This is a genomic window from Shigella sp. FC1661 (assembly GCF_001712525.1).
In the GTDB taxonomy this organism is placed as follows: Bacteria; Pseudomonadota; Gammaproteobacteria; order Enterobacterales; family Enterobacteriaceae; genus Escherichia; species Escherichia coli.
In genome coordinates this window covers 1-20,312 of record NZ_MDGW01000570.1, presented here as the reverse complement: position 1 = coordinate 20,312, position 20,312 = coordinate 1, and the positions used below count along the sequence as shown (strand labels likewise).

Annotated in this window: 23 protein-coding genes and 2 pseudogenes; 8 read left to right on the top strand and 17 right to left on the bottom strand. The window is 52.3% G+C overall.

The window, feature by feature from the left end; translation table 11 throughout:
- On the top strand, nt 1–373 hold a 373-nt coding region (locus BFF42_RS22670; RefSeq protein WP_146759071.1), incomplete at its 5' end, for an IS1 family transposase.
- A gap of 22 nt (nt 374–395) precedes the next feature.
- Here the strand turns inward: BFF42_RS22670 and ygbI are convergent.
- Nucleotides 396–1,163: a DNA-binding transcriptional repressor YgbI gene (gene ygbI / locus BFF42_RS22665; protein WP_001297141.1), complete on the bottom strand. Its 768-nt coding sequence runs from the start codon at nt 1,161–1,163 to the stop codon at nt 396–398.
- 195 nt (nt 1,164–1,358) lie between these two features.
- On the opposite strand from ygbI, the gene ltnD reads away from it, so the two are divergent.
- The 5 genes and pseudogenes from ltnD (at nt 1,359) to BFF42_RS22640 (ending at nt 6,394) form a co-directional block, all read left to right on the top strand.
- Complete coding sequence (ltnD, locus tag BFF42_RS22660) at nt 1,359–2,267, top strand: L-threonate dehydrogenase (protein ID WP_000847985.1); 909 nt, start codon at nt 1,359–1,361, stop codon at nt 2,265–2,267.
- Nucleotides 2,264–3,525 (top strand): annotated as a pseudogene (gene otnK / locus BFF42_RS22655) (3-oxo-tetronate kinase). The gene ltnD and the pseudogene otnK overlap by 4 nt, the downstream one beginning before the upstream one ends.
- The gene (otnC, locus tag BFF42_RS22650) at nt 3,522–4,160 is read left to right on the top strand and encodes a 3-oxo-tetronate 4-phosphate decarboxylase (protein WP_001278994.1); all 639 of its coding nucleotides are present in this window, start codon (nt 3,522–3,524) and stop codon (nt 4,158–4,160) included. The pseudogene otnK and the gene otnC overlap by 4 nt, the downstream one beginning before the upstream one ends.
- Nucleotides 4,161–4,164: 4 nt before the next feature.
- Entirely contained in the window at nt 4,165–4,941 is a 777-nt protein-coding gene (locus tag BFF42_RS22645; protein WP_001136921.1) for an HPr family phosphocarrier protein, read from the top strand.
- 88 nt (nt 4,942–5,029) lie between these two features.
- The gene (locus BFF42_RS22640; RefSeq protein ID WP_000104465.1) at nt 5,030–6,394 is read left to right on the top strand and encodes a GntP family transporter; all 1,365 of its coding nucleotides are present in this window, start codon (nt 5,030–5,032) and stop codon (nt 6,392–6,394) included.
- A 93-nt stretch (nt 6,395–6,487) separates the two neighbouring features.
- Here BFF42_RS22640 and rpoS read toward each other — a convergent pair whose 3' ends face one another.
- From rpoS to cysD, 12 genes are all read right to left on the bottom strand, one after another.
- A complete protein-coding gene (gene rpoS, locus BFF42_RS22635) occupies nt 6,488–7,480 on the bottom strand; it encodes an RNA polymerase sigma factor RpoS (RefSeq protein WP_000081550.1) in 993 nt (330 codons plus the stop codon).
- A 62-nt stretch (nt 7,481–7,542) separates the two neighbouring features.
- Nucleotides 7,543–8,589: a murein hydrolase activator NlpD gene (gene nlpD, locus BFF42_RS22630; protein ID WP_306308696.1), complete on the bottom strand. Its 1,047-nt coding sequence runs from the start codon at nt 8,587–8,589 to the stop codon at nt 7,543–7,545.
- 184 nt (nt 8,590–8,773) lie between these two features.
- Complete coding sequence (gene pcm / locus BFF42_RS22625; RefSeq protein ID WP_000254708.1) at nt 8,774–9,400, bottom strand: protein-L-isoaspartate O-methyltransferase; 627 nt, start codon at nt 9,398–9,400, stop codon at nt 8,774–8,776.
- Nucleotides 9,394–10,155: a 5'/3'-nucleotidase SurE gene (gene surE, locus BFF42_RS22620; protein ID WP_001295182.1), complete on the bottom strand. Its 762-nt coding sequence runs from the start codon at nt 10,153–10,155 to the stop codon at nt 9,394–9,396. Before surE ends, pcm begins: the two co-directional genes overlap by 7 nt.
- On the bottom strand, nt 10,136–11,185 hold the full coding sequence (gene truD / locus BFF42_RS22615) for a tRNA pseudouridine(13) synthase TruD (RefSeq protein ID WP_000568907.1): 1,050 nt from the start codon (nt 11,183–11,185) through the stop codon (nt 10,136–10,138). The genes surE and truD overlap by 20 nt, the downstream gene beginning before the upstream one ends.
- Nucleotides 11,182–11,661, bottom strand: coding sequence for a 2-C-methyl-D-erythritol 2,4-cyclodiphosphate synthase (ispF, locus tag BFF42_RS22610; protein ID WP_001219242.1), 480 nt, complete (start codon nt 11,659–11,661; stop codon nt 11,182–11,184). The genes truD and ispF overlap by 4 nt, the downstream gene beginning before the upstream one ends.
- Complete coding sequence (ispD, locus tag BFF42_RS22605; RefSeq protein ID WP_000246138.1) at nt 11,661–12,371, bottom strand: 2-C-methyl-D-erythritol 4-phosphate cytidylyltransferase; 711 nt, start codon at nt 12,369–12,371, stop codon at nt 11,661–11,663. Before ispD ends, ispF begins: the two co-directional genes overlap by 1 nt.
- Nucleotides 12,372–12,389: 18 nt before the next feature.
- Nucleotides 12,390–12,701: a cell division protein FtsB gene (gene ftsB / locus BFF42_RS22600; RefSeq protein ID WP_000517474.1), complete on the bottom strand. Its 312-nt coding sequence runs from the start codon at nt 12,699–12,701 to the stop codon at nt 12,390–12,392.
- Nucleotides 12,702–12,894: 193 nt separating this feature from the next.
- Nucleotides 12,895–13,218: a DUF3561 family protein gene (locus BFF42_RS22595; protein WP_001246104.1), complete on the bottom strand. Its 324-nt coding sequence runs from the start codon at nt 13,216–13,218 to the stop codon at nt 12,895–12,897.
- A gap of 49 nt (nt 13,219–13,267) precedes the next feature.
- Complete coding sequence (gene cysC, locus BFF42_RS22590) at nt 13,268–13,873, bottom strand: adenylyl-sulfate kinase (protein WP_001173668.1); 606 nt, start codon at nt 13,871–13,873, stop codon at nt 13,268–13,270.
- Nucleotides 13,873–15,300, bottom strand: a complete 1,428-nt coding sequence (cysN, locus tag BFF42_RS22585; RefSeq protein ID WP_001090376.1) for a sulfate adenylyltransferase subunit CysN — start codon at nt 15,298–15,300, stop codon at nt 13,873–13,875. Before cysN ends, cysC begins: the two co-directional genes overlap by 1 nt.
- Nucleotide 15,301: 1 nt before the next feature.
- The gene (gene cysD / locus BFF42_RS22580) at nt 15,302–16,210 is read right to left on the bottom strand and encodes a sulfate adenylyltransferase subunit CysD (protein ID WP_000057624.1); all 909 of its coding nucleotides are present in this window, start codon (nt 16,208–16,210) and stop codon (nt 15,302–15,304) included.
- Between the two features lie 251 nt (nt 16,211–16,461).
- On the opposite strand from cysD, the gene iap reads away from it, so the two are divergent.
- Nucleotides 16,462–17,499 (top strand): alkaline phosphatase isozyme conversion aminopeptidase, encoded by a 1,038-nt coding sequence (gene iap / locus BFF42_RS22575; protein WP_000490426.1) that lies wholly within the window; start codon nt 16,462–16,464, stop codon nt 17,497–17,499.
- Between the two features lie 206 nt (nt 17,500–17,705).
- Here iap and cas2e read toward each other — a convergent pair whose 3' ends face one another.
- The 4 genes and pseudogenes from cas2e to cas5e all read right to left on the bottom strand — a co-directional run bounded on the left by cas2e (nt 17,706) and on the right by cas5e (nt 20,212).
- The gene (gene cas2e, locus BFF42_RS22570) at nt 17,706–17,999 is read right to left on the bottom strand and encodes a type I-E CRISPR-associated endoribonuclease Cas2e (RefSeq protein ID WP_000063176.1); all 294 of its coding nucleotides are present in this window, start codon (nt 17,997–17,999) and stop codon (nt 17,706–17,708) included.
- Nucleotides 17,999–18,918 (bottom strand): annotated as a pseudogene (gene cas1e, locus BFF42_RS22565) (type I-E CRISPR-associated endonuclease Cas1e). Before cas1e ends, cas2e begins: the two are co-directional and overlap by 1 nt.
- Nucleotides 18,915–19,565: a type I-E CRISPR-associated protein Cas6/Cse3/CasE gene (cas6e, locus tag BFF42_RS22560; RefSeq protein ID WP_000281472.1), complete on the bottom strand. Its 651-nt coding sequence runs from the start codon at nt 19,563–19,565 to the stop codon at nt 18,915–18,917. Before cas6e ends, cas1e begins: the two are co-directional and overlap by 4 nt.
- Nucleotides 19,547–20,212, bottom strand: a complete 666-nt coding sequence (gene cas5e / locus BFF42_RS22555; RefSeq protein WP_039059514.1) for a type I-E CRISPR-associated protein Cas5/CasD — start codon at nt 20,210–20,212, stop codon at nt 19,547–19,549. The genes cas6e and cas5e overlap by 19 nt, the downstream gene beginning before the upstream one ends.
- A 49-nt stretch (nt 20,213–20,261) precedes the next feature.
- Between cas5e and BFF42_RS28465 the strand changes: the two genes are divergently transcribed.
- A partial coding sequence (locus tag BFF42_RS28465) for an IS1 family transposase (RefSeq protein WP_165888145.1) occupies nt 20,262–20,312 on the top strand: 51 nt, incomplete at its 3' end.

Here is a 20,312-nt window from a genome sequence, read left to right as displayed (position 1 = left end):
CGAACAGTGGGGCTACGTCGGTGCTAAATCACGTCAGCGCTGGCTGTTTTACGCGTATGACAGGATACGGAGGAGGGTTGTGGCGCACGTCTTCGGTGAACGCACTCTGGCCACACTGGAGCGTCTTCTGAGCCTGCTGTCGGCCTTTGAGGTCGTGGTATGGATGACGGATGGCTGGCCGCTGTATGAATCACGCCTGAAGGGAAAGCTGCACGTTATCAGCAAGCGTTACACTCAGCGCATTGAGCGACATAATCTGAATCTGAGACAACATCTGGCAAGGCTGGGACGGAAGTCACTGTCGTTCTCAAAACCGGTGGAGCTGCATGACAAGGTCATCGGGCATTATCTGAACATAAAACACTATCAGTAAGTTGGAGTCATTACCCAGGCCATTATTCATTTTTCGCTACCAGCAAAGAGAGATCCTGCTTCGCCAGCGCGCGACTGGCACTCTCCGGCAAACCGTCGTCTGTAATAATCTGATCAAACTCGCTTAATGGTAACGCCAGCCATGTCGCCACCTGACCATATTTCGTCGCATCACAGACCAAAACTCGCTGGCGGCTGGCACTAGCAATCGCCCGTTTCACCGTGACTTTATCTTCCGCTGGCGTAGAAATCCCCCGCACACTCCATGACGATGCAGAAATAAAAGCCTGATCAATCATCAGGCTGCGCAGCATGGTCGCAGCGGCTTCCCCGACACAGGAACGGTTTTCCCGACACACTGCACCGCCAGTGTGAATAATTGTGCAATTACTGTTGTCGAGCAAGTAGTTCGCAATAACGAAATCGTTTGTGACCACAGTCAGTGACTCCATGTGAATCAGATGCTGTGCTATCGCTAACGTGGTCGTTCCCGCATCCAGATAGATACAACTTCCCGGCTGAACAAGACTTGCCGCCAGCTTGCCAATAGCCGCTTTTTGCGTCATTGCCAGCGCAGTTTTTACCTGATGAGAAGGTTCATGCGCCACGCGTCCCGGAGACTGGACGCCTCCGGACACCAGCACAACGGCTCCCTGCTGCTCCAGTTTTTGTAAATCCCGACGAATGGTCATATGTGACACATTCATTCTGTCCGTTAGTTCAGCAATACTGACAATGCCTTTTTCAGCTACCATCTCAAGGATGATTTGGCGACGCTCTACGGGTATCAACTTTTGCTCCTTCCTTTGTCCTGCTGACATTCTACGCTATTTGCCTGCGAAACGTGCGCGGCGCAACTAACGCTTAGTTCACATAAAATAACACGCAATGTTAATTTATGTGAATCAGCTCACCATATCGTTATCTCCCAGCGCTTATATTCACAATATCAAACAAAATATCACTTAAATTAACAGGGAGAGCAGATGAAAACGGGATCTGAGTTTCATGTCGGTATCGTTGGCTTAGGGTCAATGGGAATGGGAGCAGCACTGTCATGTGTCCGCGCAGGTCTTTCTACCTGGGGCGCAGACCTGAACAGCAATGCCTGCGCTACGTTGAAAGAGGCAGGTGCTTGCGGGGTTTCTGATAACGCCGCGACGTTTGCCGAAAAACTGGACGCTCTGCTGGTGCTGGTGGTCAATGCGGCCCAGGTTAAACAGGTGCTGTTTGGTGAAACAGGCGTTGCACAACATCTGAAACCCGGTACGGCAGTAATGGTTTCTTCCACTATCGCTAGTGCTGATGCGCAAGAAATTGCTACCGCTCTGGCTGGATTCGATCTGGAAATGCTGGATGCGCCAGTTTCTGGTGGTGCAGTAAAAGCCGCTAACGGTGAAATGACTGTCATGGCCTCCGGTAGCGATATTGCCTTTGAACGACTGGCACCCGTGCTGGAAGCCGTTGCCGGAAAAGTTTATCGCATAGGTGCAGAACCGGGACTAGGTTCGACCGTAAAAATTATTCACCAGTTGTTAGCGGGCGTACATATTGCTGCCGGAGCCGAAGCGATGGCACTTGCAGCCCGTGCGGGGATCCCGCTGGATGTGATGTATGACGTCGTGACCAATGCCGCCGGAAATTCCTGGATGTTCGAAAACCGGATGCGTCATGTGGTGGATGGCGATTACACCCCGCATTCAGCCGTCGATATTTTTGTTAAGGATCTTGGTCTGGTTGCCGATACAGCCAAAGCCCTGCACTTCCCGCTGCCATTGGCCTCAACAGCATTGAATATGTTCACCAGCGCCAGTAACGCAGGTTACGGGAAAGAAGACGATAGCGCAGTTATCAAGATTTTCTCTGGCATCACTCTACCGGGAGCGAAATCATGATCAAGATTGGCGTTATCGCCGATGATTTTACCGGCGCGACGGATATCGCCAGTTTTCTGGTGGAAAACGGTCTACCAACGGTACAAATTAACGGTGTTCCAACAGGTAAAATGCCGGAAGCAATCGACGCACTGGTGATCAGCCTGAAAACGCGCTCCTGTCCGGTGGTTGAAGCCACACAGCAATCGCTGGCGGCTCTGAGCTGGTTGCAACAGCAAGGTTGCAAACAGATCTATTTCAAATACTGCTCTACTTTCTACAGTACGGCGAAAGGTAATATCGGCCCGGTTACCGATGCATTAATGGATGCTCTCGACACGCCGTTTACGGTCTTCTCTCCGGCCCTGTCGGTCAACGGACGTACGGTTTATCAGGGGTATTTGTTCGTAATGAATCAACTGCTGGCCGAATCCGGGATGCGCCATCACCCGGTAAATCCCATGACCGACAGCTATCTTCCCCGTCTGGTTGAAGCGCAATCCACAGGGCGCTGCGGCGTCGTTTCGGCACATGTTTTCGAACAAGGTGTGGATGCCGTTCGTCAAGAGCTGGCTCGCTTACAGCAAGAGGGCTACCGCTACGCGGTGCTTGATGCGCTGACCGAACACCATCTGGAAATTCAGGGAGAAGCCTTGCGCGATGCCCCACTGGTAACGGGCGGTTCTGGTCTGGCGATTGGCCTGGCCCGGCAGTGGGCGCAAGAAAACGGTAACCAGGCTCGCGAAGCAGGGCATCCGCTCGCTGGGCGCGGCGTAGTGCTCTCCGGTTCATGCTCTCAAATGACCAACCGCCAGGTGGCACATTACCGTCAAATTGCACCAGCCCGTGAAGTTGATGTGGCACGCTGCCTCTCAACCGAAACTCTGGCCGCTTATGCACACGAACTGGCAGAGTGGGTTCTGGGCCAGGAAAGTGTACTTGCTCCACTGGTTTTTGCCACCGCCAGCACTGACGCATTGGCAGCAATTCAACAGCAATACGGTGCACAAAAAGCCAGTCAGGCAGTAGAAACTCTGTTTTCTCAACTAGCGGCGCGGTTAGCAGCGGAAGGCGTGACACGTTTTATTGTCGCAGGCGGTGAGACCTCCGGCGTAGTCACACAGAGCCTGGGCATAAAAGGGTTTCATATTGGCCCAACCATTTCCCCCGGCGTGCCGTGGGTAAACGCACTGGATAAGCCTGTCTCACTCGCCCTTAAATCTGGCAACTTCGGTGATGAAGCCTTTTTTCACGAGCCCAAAGAGAGTTTTTATCATGAGCGATTTCGCAAAAGTAGAGCAGTCTTTGCGAGAGGAGATGACGCGGATTGCCAGTTCATTCTTTCAGCGCGGCTATGCAACCGGTTCGGCTGGCAATCTGTCGCTGCTTTTACCTGACGGGAATTTACTGGCGACACCGACAGGTTCATGCCTGGGCAATCTCGATCCGCAGCGGCTTTCCAAAGTCGCCGCGGATGGCGAATGGTTAAGTGGTGACAAACCCTCGAAAGAGGTGCTCTTTCATCTGGCGCTGTATCGCAACAATCCGCGCTGTAAAGCGGTGGTGCATTTGCACAGCACATGGTCGACGGCGCTTTCCTGCCTGCAAGGGCTGGACAGCAGCAACGTTATTCGTCCGTTCACACCATACGTGGTGATGCGGATGGGAAATGTCCCGCTGGTGCCCTATTACCGACCGGGCGATAAACGCATCGCACAGGATCTGGCGGAACTGGCAGCAGACAATCAGGCTTTTTTACTGGCAAATCATGGCCCAGTGGTTTGCGGTGAAAGCCTGCAAGAAGCCGCCAACAATATGGAAGAGCTGGAGGAAACGGCAAAACTGATTTTTATTCTCGGTGACCGCCCGATCCGTTATCTGACCGCAGGTGAAATTGCGGAATTAAGGAGTTAATGCAATGCCTCGTTTTGCAGCTAATTTATCCATGATGTTCACCGAAGTGCCTTTTATTGAACGCTTCGCCGCAGCGCGAAAAGCCGGGTTCGATGCTGTGGAATTTCTGTTTCCCTATGACTACTCCACCCTGCAAATCCAAAAGCAACTGGAGCAAAACCATCTGACACTGGCGCTGTTCAATACCGCTCCCGGAGATATTAATGCGGGGGAATGGGGATTATCCGCCCTTCCCGGACGTGAGCACGAAGCACACGCAGACATCGACCTGGCACTGGAATATGCATTGGCGCTCAATTGTGAACAAGTCCATGTGATGGCAGGCGTCGTGCCCGCTGGCGAAGATGCTGAACGGTACCGGGCAGTATTTATCGATAATCTCCGCTACGCTGCCGACCGCTTTGCACCACACGGCAAGCGAATATTAGTTGAAGCACTCAGCCCCGACGTTAAGCCTCATTATCTCTTCTCCAGCCAGTATCAGGCACTGGCTATTGTTGAAGAGGTTGCGCGAGATAACGTGTTTATTCAACTAGATACTTTTCATGCGCAAAAAGTAGATGGCAACCTGACGCATTTAATCCGCGACTACGCTGGGAAATATGCGCACGTACAAATTGCCGGACTACCTGATCGACATGAACCGGACGATGGAGAAATCAACTATCCGTGGCTGTTCCGCCTGTTCGATGAGGTGGGATATCAGGGCTGGATCGGTTGTGAATATAAACCTCGTGGCCTCACCGAAGAAGGGCTTGGCTGGTTTGACGCCTGGCGCTAATTCGTTAAATCCCTAATTACAACGTACCCATACATCCCCCCATCTACGGATGGGGTAGGTTAACTATAACTTTCAGACAGGGTTTCCCATGTCCACAATTACATTGTTATACATTGCGTTAGCTGGCGTAATCATGCTGTTGCTGCTGGTCATCAAGGCAAAGGTACAACCATTCGTTGCTCTGCTCCTCGTCAGCCTGTTAGTCGCACTTGCGGCGGGTATACCGGCGGGCGAAGTGGGTAAAGTGATGATCGCCGGGATGGGCGGTGTGCTTGGTTCCGTCACTATTATTATTGGTCTGGGCGCTATGCTGGGGCGTATGATCGAACACTCTGGTGGTGCAGAGTCACTGGCTAATTATTTCAGTCGCAAGTTAGGTGACAAACGAACTATCGCTGCGCTGACTCTGGCAGCGTTCTTCCTCGGTATTCCCGTCTTCTTTGATGTCAGCTTTATTATTCTTGCGCCAATCATTTACGGTTTTGCCAAGGTTGCCAAAATATCGCCACTCAAATTTGGCCTGCCTGTCGCTGGAATCATGCTAACTGTTCATGTGGCAGTACCGCCGCATCCAGGCCCTGTCGCCACAGCGGGGTTACTCCACGCAGACATCGGCTGGCTAACCATCATCGGTATTGCGATTTCTATTCCCGTAGGGATTGTTGGCTACTTTGCAGCGAAAATAATCAATAAGCGCCAATATGCGATGTCAGTAGAAGTACTGGAACAGATGCAACTGGCTCCGGCCAGTGAGGAAGGCGCGACAAAATTAAGCGATAAAATAAATCCACCGGGCGTCGCGCTGGTCACCTCGCTAATTGTTATTCCTATCGCGATTATCATGACGGGTACGGTTTCCGCAACACTGATGCCGCCTTCGCATCCCCTGCTTGGTACGCTACAGCTGATCGGCTCACCAATGGTAGCTCTAATGATTGCGCTGGTGCTGGCATTCTGGTTATTGGCTTTACGTCGCGGCTGGAGCTTACAACACACCAGCGACATTATGGGCTCAGCCCTTCCCACTGCGGCGGTAGTGATTTTGGTTACTGGTGCTGGAGGGGTATTTGGCAAAGTGCTGGTGGAATCGGGCGTCGGCAAAGCCCTTGCCAATATGCTACAAATGATTGACCTGCCTCTGTTACCAGCCGCATTTATTATTTCACTGGCTCTGCGTGCATCGCAGGGGTCAGCAACCGTAGCAATCCTGACAACCGGCGGGTTACTCTCAGAAGCGGTGATGGGATTGAATCCGATTCAGTGCGTATTGGTGACGCTGGCAGCCTGCTTTGGTGGGCTTGGCGCGTCACATATTAATGACTCAGGGTTCTGGATTGTGACCAAATATCTGGGGTTGTCGGTAGCAGACGGTCTGAAAACCTGGACAGTGTTAACGACCATTCTCGGTTTTACCGGATTCTTAATTACCTGGTGCGTATGGGCGGTAATTTGACCTTAATAAAAAGGTCCGATGGGCATCGGACCTTTTATTGTGCACAGAAAAGGCCAGCCTCGCTTGAGACTGGCCTTTCTGACAGATGCTTACTTACTCGCGGAACAGCGCTTCGATATTCAGCCCCTGCGTTTGCAGGATTTCACGCAAACGGCGCAGGCCTTCAACCTGAATCTGGCGAACACGTTCACGGGTGAGGCCAATTTCACGACCTACATCTTCCAGTGTTGCCGCTTCGTACCCCAGCAAACCGAATCGACGTGCCAGCACTTCACGCTGTTTGGCGTTCAGCTCGAACAGCCATTTGACGATGCTCTGCTTCATATCGTCATCTTGCGTGGTATCTTCCGGACCGTTCTCTTTTTCATCGGCCAGGATGTCCAGCAACGCTTTTTCGGAATCACCACCCAGCGGGGTGTCTACCGAGGTAATGCGCTCGTTAAGACGAAGCATACGGCTGACGTCATCAACTGGCTTATCCAGTTGCTCTGCGATCTCTTCCGCACTTGGTTCATGGTCCAGCTTATGGGACAACTCACGTGCGGTTCGCAGGTAAACGTTCAGCTCCTTTACGATGTGAATCGGCAAACGAATAGTACGGGTTTGGTTCATAATCGCCCGTTCAATCGTCTGGCGAATCCACCAGGTTGCGTATGTTGAGAAGCGGAAACCACGTTCCGGGTCAAACTTCTCTACCGCGCGGATCAGCCCCAGGTTGCCCTCTTCGATAAGGTCCAGCAACGCCAGACCACGATTGCCATAACGGCGGGCAATTTTTACCACCAGACGCAAGTTACTCTCGATCATCCGGCGGCGAGAGGCGACATCTCCACGCAGTGCGCGACGCGCAAAATAAACTTCTTCTTCGGCCGTTAACAGTGGTGAATAACCAATCTCACCAAGGTAAAGCTGAGTCGCGTCCAACACACGCTGTGTGGCTCCCTGCGATAACAGTTCCTCTTCGGCCAAATCGTTATCACTGGGTTCCTCTTCTACTAAGGCCTTTTCGTCAAAAACCTCAACTCCGTTCTCATCAAATTCCGCATCTTCATTTAAATCATGAACTTTCAGCGTATTCTGACTCATAAGGTGGCTCCTACCCGTGATCCCTTGACGGAACATTCAAGCAAAAGCCTGGTTCCGCCGATTTATCGCTGCGGCAAATAACGCAGCGGGTTTACGGATTTCCCCTTGTAACGAATTTCAAAATGCAAGCGTGTTGAACTGGTTCCGGTGCTACCCATGGTTGCTATTTTTTGCCCCGCCTTCACTTCTTGTTGTTCCCGGACCAGCATTGTGTCGTTATGGGCGTAGGCACTCAGGTAATCATCATTATGTTTGATGATAATCAGATTACCGTAGCCGCGCAGCGCGTTACCGGCATAAACAACGCGGCCATCTGCGGTCGCGATAATTGCCTGTCCTTTGCTGCCTGCGATATCAATCCCCTTGTTGCCCCCCTCAGAAGCGCCAAAGGTTTCGATCACTTTGCCCTCAGTCGGCCAGCGCCAGGTGGAGATAGGCGTACTGGTTGATGTACTGCTGACAGTTGGCTCGGTTGTGCTTGCTGTTGGTACCGTTACAGGCGCTGTGACCGTGGTCGCAGCTGGCTTGTTGTTCGGCAACATTTTGTTAGCACTCTGTTCACCCGAAGATTCAGAATACGTAATTGTTGGTTGCGACGCAACAGCAACGGTGGAATTTTGTGCAGGCTTGATCACAACTCCTTGCTCTGCTGCGTCGGCCTGGGTAATGGCATTTCCGCCAGTGATTGGCGTACCGGAAGCATTACCCACCTGCAAGGTCTGACCAACGTTCAGCGCGTATGGTGCCTGAATATTGTTGCGCTGAGCAAGGTCACGGAAATCGTTGCCAGTAATCCAGGCGATATAGAAAAGTGTGTCGCCTTTTTTCACGGTATAGGTACTGCCGCTATAACTGCCTTTCGGAATGTTCCCATACTGACGGTTATAGACGATGCGTCCGTTTTCCATCTGTACCGGCTGCTGAGCTACTGGCTGCACTGGCTGGATTTGCGGTTGCTGGGCTGTAGACGTCGTCCCCATTTTCGGCGGCGGCGTAATCAACATACCAGAATTGGTATTTGCAGGCGCATTGCCATTAACGGAGCTGACCGGTGCCGGTGGATTTGAAGTGTCAGAACAGCCTGCCAGCCATAGCGAAACCAGTGACAAAGCCGCAATGCGGCGAACGGTGAATTTTGGGCTTCCCGCGCTCATTTATCCCCCAGGAAAAATTGGTTAATAACCAGTGACATAATTACCGTGCAAGGCACCCTACTGAACACTGGAAAAGATGTTCACGATACGCTGACCTGCGGCAAAATAACCAGGAAAAATCCAGGTATTTCCTCACGTTTTAAGCCAGCTCCCCCTTCACTAAAGGGACAAAGCGCACGGCCTCCACGGTATCGATAATAAATTCGCCTCCCCGACGACGCACCCGTTTCAAATACTGGTGCTCCTCCCCTACGGGTAAGACGAGAATCCCGCCTTCGTCCAGCTGCGTCATTAGCGCAGTTGGAATTTCCGGCGGTGCCGCCGTAACAATGATAGCGTCAAACGGCGCGCGTGCCTGCCAACCTTGCCATCCATCGCCATGACGGGTTGAAACATTATGTAAATCAAGATTTTTCAGGCGGCGACGCGCCTGCCACTGCAAACCTTTAATCCGTTCGACCGAGCAAACATGCTGGACAAGATGCGCCAGGATTGCCGTTTGATATCCCGAACCGGTGCCAATTTCCAGCACCCGCGACTGCGGCGTCAGCTCGAGTAATTCGGTCATTCGCGCTACCATATACGGCTGCGAAATTGTCTGCCCCTGACCTATCGGCAAGGCGATATTGTCCCAGGCTTTTTGTTCAAACGCTTCATCAACGAATTTTTCACGCGGCACGGCAGCAAGTGCATTCAGCACCTGCTCATCCTGAATACCTTGCGCACGTAATTGATCCAGAAGTGCTTGTACGCGTCTGCTTACCATTGCGTGCCAACTCCCACGCTGTTTAACCAGTCTGAAACCACATCTTGCGCGCTATGCGCAGTTAAATCCACATGCAGCGGCGTGATGGAGACATAGCCCTCATCTACCGCAGCAAAATCGGTCCCCGGACCGGCATCACATTTACCGCCCGGCGGGCCAATCCAGTACAGCGTATTGCCGCGCGGATCTTGCTGCGGGATCACCTGATCTGCCGGATGTCGTGTACCGCAGCGCGTCACGCGAATACCTTTGATTTGATCCAAGGGTAAATCCGGAACGTTAATATTAAGAATACGTCCGGTGCGCAGCGGCTCTTTACACAGTGCGCGCAAAATTGAACAGGTTACCGCCGCGGCAGTGTCGTAATGTTTATGCCCGTCAAGCGAGACGGCCAGCGCCGGAAAACCTAAATGACGGCCTTCCATCGCGGCGGCTACCGTACCGGAATAAATAACGTCATCCCCCAGATTCGGCCCGGCGTTAATGCCGGACACAACAATGTCCGGGCGCGGACGCATCAGAGCATTCACGCCAAGATAGACGCAATCGGTCGGGGTTCCCATTTGCACAGCAATATCACCATTTTCAAAGGTAAACGTGCGCAGGGAGGATTCCAGTGTCAGAGAATTTGAAGCGCCGCTGCGGTTACGATCGGGGGCGACCACCTGAACGTCAGCAAACTCACGCAAGGCTTTCGCCAGCGTTTGTATACCGGGTGCATGTACCCCGTCATCATTACTCAGCAATATGCGCATAATCACCTGTTGTGTTGATAAGTTCCCTGACAACGCTGGTTGCAAAACTACCCGCCGGAAGCCAGAAACGGATCTCTACGGTGACGTCATCCCACCAATTCCAGCTTAATTGTTGCGGATACAGCAGCATCGCTCTGCGCGCGGCTTCAACTTTTTCGCGCACCAGTAAAGCTTGTAATTCAGTTTCTGCGGCGACAGCTGCTTGTTCGAATGCCAGCGCTTCACGCTGAGTTCCCCATTCGCCACTGCCCGGCAATGCGGCGGTTATCATCAGCTCTTTATCGTTGACGCGATGCTGTAATTCCGCCAGTTCTTCGGTGGTTGCTACAAACCAGCTACCACGTCCGGCTAATTGTAGCGCATCGCCGTCAACAACTTGATTAACGTCTGCTTTTTTGAGGCGCTCAGCAACAATCTGATTAAACAACGCACTGCGGGCTGCCGACAACCAAAAACTCCGTTTATTGCGATCGCGCACCGGAGTATTGGTTTGCGCCCAGCGCAGCGCGCCCTGCAAGTTGCTACCGCCAATCCCAAAACGTTGGGCACCGAAGTAGTTCGGTACACCTTTTACGCAAATATCGATCAGACGTTGTTCAACGTCATCGCGATTGCTCACTTCGCGCAGAACCAGGGTAAAGGCGTTACCTTTCAGCGCGCCTAAACGCAGCTTGCGCTTGTGCCGCGCATACTCCAGCACCTGGCAGCCTTCCAGTTGAAAGGCGCTCAGATCGGGCATTTCCTTGCCTGGCACGCGAGCGCATAACCACTGTTCCGTAACAGCATGTTTGTCTTTTTGCCCAGCGAAGCTGACTTCATGGGCATGAATTTTCAGGAATTTCGCCAGTGCATCCGCCACAAAACGGGTATTGCAGCCGTTTTTGAGGATTCTAACCAGAATATGCTCACCTTCACCATCAGGCTCAAAGCCCAAATCTTCCACCACCACAAAGTCTTCCGGATTGGCTTTCAGCAGCCCGGTGCCTTGCGGTTTACCGTGGAGGTAAGTGAGATTATCAAACTCAATCATTTTGTTGCCTTAATGAGTAGCGCCACCGCTTCACAGGCAATCCCTTCCCCACGTCCGGTAAATCCAAGTTTTTCCGTAGTAGTGGCTTTCACGTTAACATCATCCATATGGCAGCCGAGATCTTCGGCAATAAACACGCGCATTTGTGGAATGTGCGGCAACATCTTCGGTGCCTGAGCGATGATAGTGACATCGACGTTGCCCAGGGTATAACCCTTCGCCTGAATACGACGCCAGGCTTCGCGTAGCAGCTCGCGGCTGTCGGCACCTTTAAATGCCGGATCGGTATCCGGGAACAGCTTGCCGATATCCCCCAGCGCCGCCGCGCCAAGCAATGCATCGGTCAACGCATGGAGCGCCACGTCGCCATCAGAATGCGCCAGCAATCCTTTTTCGTAAGGAATGCGTACGCCACCAATGATAATTGGGCCTTCACCGCCAAAGGCATGTACGTCAAAACCGTGTCCAATTCGCATTATGTATTCTCCTGATGGATGGTTCGGGTGAGGTAAAACTCGGCCAGTGCCAAATCTTCCGGGCGCGTGACTTTAATGTTATCCGCACGGCCTTCGACCAACTGAGGATGGAATCCGCAATATTCCAGCGCCGAGGCTTCGTCGGTAATAGTCGCGCCTTCATTTAGAGCGCGCGTCAGACAGTCATGTAACAGCTCACGAGGGAAAAATTGCGGCGTCAGCGCGTGCCATAAGCCGTTGCGATCAACGGTATGAGCAATGGCATTTTTGCCCGGTTCGGCACGTTTCATCGTATCGCGCACTGGTGCGGCTAGGATCCCTCCCGTGCGGCTGGTTTCGCTCAACGCCAACAATCGCGCGAGGTCATCCTGATGCAGACAAGGACGAGCGGCGTCATGCACCAATACCCACTGCGCGTCGCCAGCGGCTTTCAAACCTGCCAGCACGGAATCGGCACGCTCATCACCGCCATCTACAACGGTGATTTGCGGATGATTCGCCAGAGGAAGTTGTGCAAAACGGCTATCGCCAGGACTTATGGCAATGACGACACGTTTCACCCGGGGATGCGCCAGCAGCGCATGCACCGAGTGTTCAAGAATGGTTTGATTACCGATTGAGAGATATTGCTTAGGACATTCCGTTTGCATTCGACGGCCAAATCCGGCCGCCGGAACCACGGCGCAAACATCCAAATGAGTGGTTGCCATGTTAATTCCCGGGCTGATTTATCGATTGTTTTGCCCCGCAGACTGTGCGCGCTTCGACGCGTCAGGCACCAGACGATAAAAAGTTTCGCCCGGCTTGGTCATGCTGAGTTCATTACGCGCACGCTCTTCGAGCGCCTCCTGGCCGCCATTGAGATCGTCAATTTCGGCAAAAAGTTGATCGTTTCGCGCTTTAAGTTTCGCGTTTGTAGCTTGCTGTGCCGCCACATCATCATTGACGCGGGTATAGTCATGTATACCGTTCTTACCGAACCACAGCGAATACTGTAGCCAGACCAGAATAGCCAGCAACAGCAGCGTTAGTTTACCCATCCTGCCCCCTGAAAAACGGCATCATCATCCCATGCATCCGAAGACGACTCTACATCCTCTGTTGGGGATACCGCGACAACGCGGGCAAATGTACCACATTTGTCCATTGTTACGTATACCCAGGGCGTGCAGAACATAATCTCATTATTAGTTACGGTTTGAATTATGAACAGAGGAGACAAGAAAGTACAAATTAGCCCAGTAGCCACATAAACAGTGCGCCAAACATAATGCCTACTGTCACCAGGGTGAAAACAATACTGTAGCGTAGCTTTCCGTCCATCAATGAATGCAGCGCAATCCCCACCACTACCGCGACAGGCATCAGTGCCAGAAAGAAAGGCCAGGTGTAGATAAAGAAGAACAGCGTGTTAGAGCCATAAATCAACATCGGCATCGCCAGCGCAAATAACCAGGAGATAAAACCGACCACGGCACCAGGCAGTGACCATGTGGTTTCTTCATCCTCAGTAAGGCTGTCGTTATTTGTTAGTGTAATGTTATGGCTATTACGCATATTTGATCCTGTTACTTTGACGAACCGGGCATGGAAACCCGGTGGTGTCTCAGGATCTGATAATATCGTTCTGTCTCAACAGATCTAATAATTGCTGTACCAAATTTGTTACTAATTGTTCACCATTGAGATGAATTTCTGCCGATTCAGGCGCTTCGTAAACGGAATCTATTCCCGTAAAGTTGCGCAGTTCACCGGCACGCGCTTTCTTATATAAGCCTTTGGGATCGCGGGCTTCGCAAATCGCCAGCGGCGTATCGACAAACACTTCGATAAAGCGCCCTTCTCCTACGCGTTCGCGAACCATCTGGCGTTCGGCGCGGTGTGGCGAGATAAATGCGGTCAGCACCACCAGTCCGGCTTCAACCATCAAATTCGCCACTTCACCGACGCGACGGATATTCTCTTTACGATCGGCATCGCTAAAACCGAGATCGCTGCATAATCCGTGGCGAACATTGTCGCCATCCAGCAGATACGTACTGACGCCGAGTTTATGTAACGCCTCCTCCAGCGCCCCGGCGACCGTTGATTTACCGGACCCAGAGAGGCCGGTAAACCACAGCACTACACCACGATGACAGTGGTGTAGCTCGCGTTGTTGCACAGTGACCGGATGGCTATGCCAGACGACGTTTTCGTCATGCAGCGCCATTATTTATCCCCCAGCAAATCGCGCGCGCCCCAGTGCGGAAAGTGGCGACGAACCAGGGCATTCAATTCCAGTTCGAATGCACTGAATTCAGATGACGCAACGGCGGCCTCGTTTTTCGGCTCATGCACCATACCGGCACCAACAGTCACGTTGCTCAGGCGATCGATAAAAATCAGCCCACCCGTCACCGGATTTTGTTGATAACGATCTAACACCAGCGGCTCGTCAAAAGTGAGATCCACGAGGCCGATCCCATTCAGTGGCAGGTTTTCAACTTCACGCTGGGTAAGGTTATTAATATCAACCTGATAGCGAATGCCATCAACACGCGCGCGCGTCTTCTTACCGGCAATTTTGATGTCGTAACTCTGGCCCGGGGAAAGCGGCTGTTCCGCCATCCATACCACATCCACCGACGCGCTCTGCACCGCCGGTAACGCTTCGTCTGCCGCCAGCAGCAGATCGCCACGGCTGATGTCGATCTCATCCGTCAGCACCAGGGTGATCGCTTCTCCGGCAAAGGCTTCTTCGCGATCACCATCAAAAGTCACGATCCGCGCGACGTTTGATTCCACACCAGAGGGCAGCACTTTGACACGTTGCCCGACTTCCACGCGACCGGATGCCAGCGTTCCGGCGTAGCCACGAAAATCGAGATTCGGGCGATTAACGTACTGCACCGGGAAGCGCATTGGCTGGGCATCCACCACTCGCTGGATCTCCACGGTTTCCAGCACTTCGAGCAGTGTCGGACCGCTGTACCACGACATACTTTCACTTTGCGATGCCACGTTGTCGCCTTCCAGTGCAGAGAGCGGCACAAAGCGGATATCCAGATTACCCGGCAGCTGCCCGGCAAAGGTCAAATAATCTTCACGAATACGGGTGAACGTCTCTTCACTGTAATCCACCAGATCCATTTTGTTGATCGCCACGACCAGATGTTTGATCCCCAACAGTGTGGAGATAAAACTGTGACGACGGGTTTGATCGAGCACGCCTTTACGGGCATCGATCAGTAAGATCGCCAGTTCACATGTCGATGCGCCAGTCGCCATATTGCGAGTGTACTGCTCGTGCCCTGGGGTGTCGGCGATAATAAATTTACGCTTCTCGGTAGAGAAATAACGGTAAGCCACGTCAATGGTGATGCCCTGTTCGCGCTCAGCTTGCAGGCCGTCCACCAGCAGTGCCAGATCCAGCTTTTCGCCCTGGGTGCCGTGACGCTTACTGTCGTTATGCAGCGATGAGAGCTGATCTTCGTAGATTTGGCGGGTATCGTGCAGCAGGCGACCAATCAGGGTACTTTTGCCGTCATCGACGCTACCACAGGTCAGAAAACGCAGCAGGCTTTTATGTTGTTGCGCAATCATCCAGGCTTCGACGCCGCCTTCATTGGCGATTTGTTGTGCAAGTGCGGTGTTCATCTTAAAAATACCCCTGACGTTTTTTCAGCTCCATAGACCCCGCCTGGTCGCGGTCAATCACGCGGTCCTGACGTTCACTGGTGGTAGAAACCAGCATCTCTTCGATGATCTCCGGCAGTGTTTGTGAATTTGACTCCACCGCACCGGTCAGCGGCCAGCAGCCCAGCGTACGGAAACGCACCATCCGTTTTTTAATCACTTCGCCCGGTTGCAGGTCGATACGGTTGTCATCAATCATCATCAACATACCGTCGCGTTCCAGAACCGGACGTTCCGCAGCGAGATACAGTGGCACAATGTCGATATTTTCCAGCCAGATGTATTGCCAGATATCCTGCTCGGTCCAGTTAGAGAGCGGGAAGACGCGGATGCTTTCACCTTTGTTAATTTGCCCGTTGTAGTTGTGCCACAGCTCCGGGCGCTGATTTTTCGGATCCCAGCGATGGAAGCGGTCACGGAAAGAGTAGATTCGCTCTTTAGCGCGGGATTTCTCTTCATCACGGCGCGCACCACCGAAGGCGGCATCAAAACCGTATTTGTTCAGCGCCTGCTTCAGGCCTTCAGTTTTCATAATATCGGTATGTTTCGCGCTGCCGTGTACGAATGGATTAATCCCCATCGCCACGCCTTCCGGGTTTTTATGCACCAGCAGCTCGCAGCCGTAGGCTTTAGCAGTACGATCGCGGAACTCATACATCTCGCGGAATTTCCAGCCGGTATCGACATGCAGCAACGGGAAAGGCAGCGTACCTGGATAAAACGCCTTGCGCGCCAGATGCAGCATGACGCTGGAATCTTTACCGATAGAGTAGAGCATCACCGGATTTGAGAATTCTGCCGCCACCTCGCGAATAATGTGGATGCTTTCCGCCTCCAGTTGCCGCAGGTGAGTAAGTCGTTTTTGAGCCATAACCGTTCCTTTGCAATACCGCTATTTTCTTGCCATCAGATGTTTCGACTATAGGGAGCGTAAGAGAACGAATGAAATTACCAATTAGAATGAGTAGTTCCTTAACGGAATAACGATTTGGCAAAGCTAATATCAAAAAGTGCTTAAGGCACCGGATTTCGGGCGTTTAGGAAGATTTGAAATTGTTTTAGCGCAGCGGCAGTTTCATACTATGGCGGTAAAAAAATTTGCATGGTATTTAAGGACTCACTATGTTTTCCGCATTGCGCCACCGTACCGCTGCCCTGGCGCTCGGCGTATGCTTTATTCTCCCCGTACACGCCTCGTCACCTAAACCTGGCGATTTTGCTAATACTCAGGCACGACATATTGCTACTTTCTTTCCGGGACGCATGACCGGAACTCCTGCAGAAATGTTATCTGCCGATTATATTCGCCAACAGTTTCAGCAAATGGGTTATCGCAGTGATATTCGGACATTTAATAGTCGGTATATTTATACCGCCCGCGATAATCGTAAGAGCTGGCATAACGTGACGGGAAGTACGGTGATTGCCGCTCATGAAGGCAAAGCGCCGCAGCAGATCATCATTATGGCGCATCTGGATACTTACGCCCCGCTGAGCGATGCTGACGCCGATGCCAATCTCGGCGGGCTGACGTTACAAGGAATGGATGATAACGCCGCAGGTTTAGGTGTCATGCTGGAATTGGCAGAACGCCTGAAAAATACGCCTACCGAGTATGGTATTCGATTTGTGGCGACCAGCGGCGAAGAGGAAGGGAAATTAGGCGCTGAGAATTTACTCAAGCGGATGAGTGACACCGAAAAGAAAAATACGCTGCTGGTGATTAATCTCGATAACTTAATTGTTGGCGATAAATTGTATTTCAACAGCGGTGTAAAAACCCCTGAAGCAGTAAGGAAATTAACGCGCGACAGGGCGCTGGCAATTGCGCGCAGTCACGGAATAGCCGCAACGACCAATCCGGGGTTGAATAAAAATTATCCGAAAGGCACTGGGTGTTGTAATGACGCAGAAATATTCGACAAAGCGGGCATTGCTGTACTTTCGGTGGAAGCGACTAACTGGAATCTTGGGAATAAGGATGGTTATCAGCAACGCGCAAAAACAGCCGCATTCCCTGCGGGAAATAGCTGGCATGACGTAAGACTGGATAATCAACAGCATATTGATAAGGCACTTCCTGGAAGAATAGAACGTCGCTGCCGTGACGTTATGCGGATAATGCTACCGTTGGTGAAGGAGCTGGCGAAGGCGTCTTGATGGGTTTGAAAATGGGAGCTGGGAGTTCTACCGCAGGGGCGGGGAATTCTAAGTGATATCCATTATCGCATCCAGTGCGCCCGGTTTATCCCCGCTGGCGCGGGGAACACACTAAGCATACATAACTGTTTTTAAACAAATTTATTCCGCATCAACAATCTACCAACTAAATTAAAACATTTCCTTATTTTTAAAGAACGGATAACTTATTGATTATCAACAGGAAGAAAAGAAACCAAACGTAACCCATCCAAATCCACCGGAATACGTCTGTTTTCTCCCCAGGTCTGAAATTCAAAACCCGACTCGGTATTGGTCGCCCAGGCCATCACCACATTTCCGCAACCAGCCAGTTGGGTAATTTGCTGCCAGATCATCTCCCGAATACGTTTTGATGTATCACCAACATACACACCGGCACGCACTTCCAGTAGCCAGATTGCGAGCCGTCCACGTAAGCGCGGCGGGACATTTTCTGTAACAACCACGACCATGCTCATCAGCCGCGTCCTCGATGACCGCTATCGCCCAACGTTTCAGGTTCGGGGATGGCTGGCGGTAACATATCCGGCGCAGGTTGTGGCGGTTCAATTTCACCTGCGGCAAGGACTTCCTCAATTAACGGTATTAATTTGCCCGTTAACTTAGTGCTACGGAAAATATCACGACAGGCTAATCTGACTTCTTTATCAGGTTCTGCGGGTTGCCTCGCCGCTATTTCAAATGCCTTTGGTACAACCGAATCAAATTTAATGATATCGGCTATGTCATAAACAAATGAAAGCGGTTTGCCACTATGGATAAACCCAATAGCGGGCGCATATCCCGCGGCTAATACTGCCGCTTCAGATATACCGTACAGACATGATGTAGCAGCACTGATGCAGCGATTCACAACATCGCCTTTTCCCAGTCTTTAGGATCGTATTTGCGACCATTCCATTTCACACCATATTGTTTCGCCAGTAATGCATACGTCTGGCGAACGCGAGATCCCTCAATTCCACGTAGCTGCTCCACTGAACGGCGAGCTGGCGGTGGCTCACGAAAACGTAATTCATACATTTTGCGCACCACCTTCAGACGTAGATCTTCCGTTAAAGCCAGCTTTGCCTGGTAGAGTAACTTATCAGCACGCGCCCCACCGGGTTGTCCGGAAGAGTAGACGCGAACACCCGCTTCACCGACCCAGACCAGTAGCGTCCCCACCGTGGCGGCCAGATGCACCGCCGCGTGGGAAACTCTCGTTCCCGGTTCGAGCATAATGCAGGCGACCGATCCCACCGGAATGTGCGTGCGGATCCCGGTTTTATCGATCAGCACGAAAGCGCCGTCCAGTACGTCGATTTGCCCGTACTGGAGGAAGATCATAGAGGTGCGATCTTTTAACGGGATCGGGCTCAGCGGTACAAACGTCACGCCTCTGCTCCGGGTTTGATCAGCATCAGACCACAGCCGAACGCGCGGCTTTTGCCATACCCCTGACTGAGACGTTGCAGAAATAACCCGGGATCGGTGACCGTAAGCATCCCCGTATAATCCACGCTACTGAACTGGATCAGTTGCCGGGAGTTTTCCCGCCGCAGTTGCTGTTGTCGGTAGGCATCAACCGAGGTATCCAGCAGTGTAAAACCACTTCTCTCCCCCTGGGCTGCCAGCCAGTCCAGCGCCGCCTGTTGTTGATGCAACCAGACATCACTTCCTTCCGCCTGCCCCCTCACCTGCCGTTTCGCCTCCATCAGCAGATCGTGGCGCTTGCCCGCTTTACAGATTGTTGGATTCGCCCGCAGGTTGAAACAAAGTTGTTGTCCGGTACACAGCTCGGGCGCAAATGACCGGCATTCTATGGTGAACGTATCACTTTCCGCCGGGCGTTCCTGCGACAGTACAAAAAAGCGAAACGCGCCCTGGAGTTCTTCCCGACGATAAAGAAATTGCCTTTCTTTGCCGCTAGGGAAGAGATCCCACAGCCACTGATGCATCACATATTCACCGCGATCCACCAGATGCAGCAACTGCGCAGGCGAAAGCTGGCCGGTATGTAAGGTTATTCTTGAGAGGTACATGGTTCCTCCTTGCTGAGCCACGGCCCCTGATTGACGGTGCGTTCCCCAAACAGCCACTGCTGACGATTTAAAGGAACATCCCGGCGGCGTAATATTTTGCTCGCGACCAGGCCGTCGTGTTTCCCTTCCCACCAGCATTCATCCTGAAGTTTCGGGAGTGAAACTTTCAGTTTATGGAAATGATCCTGATACTGTTGGTATGCATTACATAAGGCATCACACGCGTTGCCTTCGAGCAGTAACGGCGCAAGAGGTAATGCCAGCGGATGACTTTTTCGCCCCAGATAAAGCGGAAAAACTGGATGGCGTAAACCGTCCTGCAACTGTTCGAGGCTGTAAGGCGCATCGGCTGTTGTTGCCACCGCCACCATCCACCAGGCATCGGTGTAGTAGTCGCGCCGGGAGATAATCGCGCTCAAAAGCTCAGGGTCGCTCAACTCTTCGCGACGGCTGAAATAACGTGCTTTACGCACCTCTTTTGGCATCTGGACCGTGTGATAATCCCGTGCCCAGCGCGGGTTACGGCTGGCGCAAACCACCAGTGAATAGTGGCGATTAAACGCGTTTAGGCGTTCGGTATCATCACGCCGGATCCCTACCCCGGCAGCCAGCAGCCCCAGCAATGCTGAGCGCGAAGGCAGGGTGATGCTGCCAACTTACTGATTTAGTGTATGATGGTGTTTTTGAGGTGCTCCAGTGGCTTCTGTTTCTATCAGCTGTCCCTCCTGTTCAGCTACTGACGGGGTG